At 40.7% G+C, this 2,696-nt stretch carries 2 protein-coding genes, 7 tRNA genes and 1 rRNA gene; 9 read left to right on the top strand and 1 reads right to left on the bottom strand.

Going from position 1 to position 2,696, the window contains the following annotated elements; translation table 11 throughout:
- The 9 genes from ACTNB8_RS16140 to ACTNB8_RS16180 all read left to right on the top strand — a co-directional run.
- Positions 1-113, top strand: a 23S ribosomal RNA gene (locus ACTNB8_RS16140); the annotation flags it as partial.
- An 87-nt stretch (positions 114-200) separates the two neighbouring features.
- Positions 201-274, top strand: a tRNA-Asp gene (locus ACTNB8_RS16145).
- 31 nt (positions 275-305) lie between these two features.
- Positions 306-378: transfer RNA gene (locus ACTNB8_RS16150), tRNA-Val, on the top strand.
- An 8-nt stretch (positions 379-386) separates the two neighbouring features.
- Positions 387-468 (top strand) — tRNA-Tyr (locus ACTNB8_RS16155).
- A 37-nt stretch (positions 469-505) separates the two neighbouring features.
- Positions 506-578: transfer RNA gene (locus tag ACTNB8_RS16160), tRNA-Thr, on the top strand.
- 17 nt (positions 579-595) lie between these two features.
- Positions 596-669, top strand: a tRNA-Met gene (locus ACTNB8_RS16165).
- A gap of 4 nt (positions 670-673) precedes the next feature.
- Positions 674-746: transfer RNA gene (locus ACTNB8_RS16170), tRNA-Phe, on the top strand.
- 106 nt (positions 747-852) lie between these two features.
- Positions 853-925: transfer RNA gene (locus ACTNB8_RS16175), tRNA-Lys, on the top strand.
- Between the two features lie 167 nt (positions 926-1,092).
- Entirely contained in the window at positions 1,093-1,392 is a 300-nt protein-coding gene (locus ACTNB8_RS16180; RefSeq protein WP_441056095.1) for a hypothetical protein, read from the top strand.
- Here the strand turns inward: ACTNB8_RS16180 and ACTNB8_RS16185 are convergent.
- A complete protein-coding gene (locus ACTNB8_RS16185; RefSeq protein WP_441056096.1) occupies positions 1,387-2,505 on the bottom strand; it encodes a metallophosphoesterase in 1,119 nt (372 codons plus the stop codon). The genes ACTNB8_RS16180 and ACTNB8_RS16185 overlap by 6 nt on opposite strands.
- Positions 2,506-2,696 lie beyond the last annotated feature (191 nt).

Here is a 2,696-nt window from a genome sequence, read left to right on the forward strand (position 1 = left end):
ATCCCATCCGAAAGGAGTAAACCCCCTTGAAGACGACGAGGTTGATAGGGCAGGGGTGGAAGCATGGTAACATGTGGAGCTGACTGCTACTAATAGGGTGAGGGCTTGACCAAGAAAGCATGGTCATGAGATTGAGTTGTTTAGTCAACATGTATGTAGTTTTGAAGATGTGATATCTTCTATAGCAAGTTTACTTGCAAGGCCCAGTGGCTCAGTTGGTTAGAGCGCCGCCCTGTCACGGCGGAGGTCGTGAGTTCGAGTCTCATCTGGGTCGTTCATACCATATGGTATGACAAATTGAATATGGGATCTTAGCTCAGCTGGGAGAGCATCTGCCTTACAAGCAGAGGGTCACAGGTTCGAGCCCTGTAGGTCCCATATATCTTGGGTGGATTCCCGAGTGGCCAAAGGGGGCAGACTGTAAATCTGTTGGCACCGCCTTCGAAGGTTCGAATCCTTCTCCACCCACTAAGATGAGAAATCATCTTTCAAGCCTAACGGCTAAGCCGATGTGGCTCAATTGGCAGAGCAGCTGATTTGTAATCAGCAGGTTATCGGTTCGAGTCCGATCATCGGCTTTTAATTTCATAATTATCGCGGGGTGGAGCAGTCTGGAAGCTCGTCGGGCTCATAACCCGAAGGTCACAGGTTCAAATCCTGTTCCCGCTATTATGCCCAGATAGCTCAGTTGGTAGAGCAGAGGACTGAAAATCCTCGTGTCGCTGGTTCGATTCCGGCTCTGGGCATTCATATTGCAAAATATAATTGAAGGCTGGTTAGAAAAAGCCTGAGCATTTATTTTGTAAGATATGTTTAAAGGCTGGTTAGAAAAAAAGCCTGAGCATTTATCACGGGGTATTAGCTCAGTTGGTAGAGCACTTGACTTTTAATCAAGTTGTCCGGGGTTCGAATCCCCGATGCCTCACTAAAGACACTGTCAAACGACAGTGTTTTTTTTATGCTTATACGGAGGTTCTATAATTCAGAAAAATGAATATATTTATAGTACATGAGTAGCAATGGGAAGTGCGCAGTCCAGATGTTTATATCATGCTGAGTAAAATAGTTAATTATGTTTGCAAGGAGGATATTATGAGAAAAGTAAAAGAATATTTTCATATGATAATTGCTGCGATAATATATATTACTGTTCGCATGATCTCCGGCACAGGACAGGCTGTATCAGAAACTGGAGGAAAGATAAAGTTTTTTGAGACAGACAAGTATAAAGAAACTGCTTTATCCGGGAAGAAGCGGGAGAAAGCAGTTTCAGGATATTGGAAATGTGGAAGTGTGGATATAAGTCAGTATTCATCTGAAGTATTAAAATGTATCTGCGGTCCGGGTGATCTGAAAGGTAAACCTCCCAGCCCGGGAGTTATGCCGCTATGACTGAAAAGATACATTAATAACACAGATCTTACTGTCTGTACCAATTCGCATGGCAGGTCCCCATACGCCGGCACCGGAAGTTACAATATTATGCATAGTATCTTTTTTTAGATAACCACAGGGATTTTCCCACAGAAAGCGTATGGTAATATTTCCAGGAAATGTCTGTCCATCGTGTGTATGTCCACAAAGATCAAGATCTGCACCTGCAGCTGCAAGTTCCTGCAGTTCTTTGGGCTGATGATCAATAAAAATAACAGGTTTGTTTTTATCAAGAGAAGATGTCAGTTGTTTGGGTGTCTGACGGATTTCAGCGATTTTTTCAGAAAGGGAGGCATCTTTTCTTCCTACGATATAAAATTTGTTATTGATAAGGACAGATTCATCTTCCAGCAAATGAATATTACTTTTCTGTAGAAATTCTTTCATTCGGGGATCACTTATATCATTAGTGTTCTGGTTAAAAGTGAATCCTGCGAGAATTGGTTCATTCAGATCATGATTTCCCCAACAGGCATAGATACCGTAGCGTGAATGGATTGTCTGTAATATTTTTTCTATTTCTTCCGGTTTACGGATCGCATCAAATTCATTATCAAAAATATCCCCCGCAATACATACAAGATCAGGGTTTTGTTGATTGATCTTATTAACAATTTTCTGCGCATGAATAGCCCCTGCATTATACCCGAAGTGAGTATCTGCCAGCAGGACGATTTTCAGGGAATCAGTATCAGGGACTGTTTTGTCTACTGTGACATTATAAGAAGAAACTTTGATTTTTTTTGCATGAAAAATCCCGAAAATGCTGATTGTAATAATAAGTATGCTGCAGACTGCTCCTGTCAGAGTAAAGGCAAGAGGCGATCGAATCCAGGAAAATCGAAATATATATTTAAAAAGAAGCCGTCCGATATCAGCAACAAGAATTATCATCAGTACATAGAGAAAAATCCCAAGAAAATAATTGCCGATAATTTTGAGGATGCGGTGAAGCCATGCTGGTTTTTTTATAAGAAAGCCAGATAACAGACTGGTAGATACAAGCGTATAGGCAATTGCGAAGATAATACGAAATGCAAGTGTTCTCAGAATACTATGACAGCTTCCCATCCAAAGATACATCCATCGCAGAAGATACAGATTTATGAGTACATATAAGGGAGCAAGATAAATTGCAAGCATAAAGAATCCCTGGTATATTGTAATTGACTCATCTAACGGTCATTTACAAATATACCTTTTCCTTTCTATCAACCTACTATCTGTGGTTGATTACGGTGTTATACATTTGTATTATTAAA

It is taken from the genome of Blautia sp. HCP28S3_G10, from assembly GCF_052065235.1.
GTDB lineage: Bacteria > Bacillota > Clostridia > Lachnospirales > Lachnospiraceae > Blautia_A.

Bases quoted from the DNA above. Each gene is read 5' to 3' on its own strand.
- ACTNB8_RS16180 (WP_441056095.1), top strand. From the start codon at position 1,093: ATGAGAAAAGTAAAAGAATATTTTCATATGATAATTGCTGCGATAATA.
- ACTNB8_RS16185 (WP_441056096.1), bottom strand. From the start codon at position 2,505: ATGGGAAGCTGTCATAGTATTCTGAGAACACTTGCATTTCGTATTATC.